1 protein-coding gene is annotated in these 257 nt (G+C 44.4%); it reads left to right on the forward strand.

Annotated features, from left to right (window positions below):
* On the forward strand, nt 1-257 hold a 257-nt coding region (locus Q4550_RS23650; protein WP_336622862.1), incomplete at both ends, for an FtsK/SpoIIIE domain-containing protein.

Below are 257 nucleotides of genomic sequence, written 5' to 3' on the forward strand. Positions count from 1 at the left end.
GTCTAGCGTCCAGCGAATTGCGCAGAAGGCGCGTGCTTGTGGTATTCATCTTGTTATCGCAACACAAAGACCGTCTGCTGATGTAATCACCGGCCTTATTAAAAGTAACATTCCTGGTCGTGTTTCTTTAAAAGTATCTAGTGCAATAAATTCAAGAACTATATTAGAGCAATCAGGCGCTGAGCAGCTGACATCTGTTGGCGATATGCTGGTTTCACTCAATTCTTCAGTGCTTACGCGTGTGCATTGTGCTTACG

The organism is Anaerobacillus sp. 1_MG-2023, assembly GCF_030547345.1.
In the GTDB taxonomy this organism is placed as follows: domain Bacteria; phylum Bacillota; class Bacilli; order Bacillales; family Guptibacillaceae; genus Guptibacillus; species Guptibacillus hwajinpoensis_B.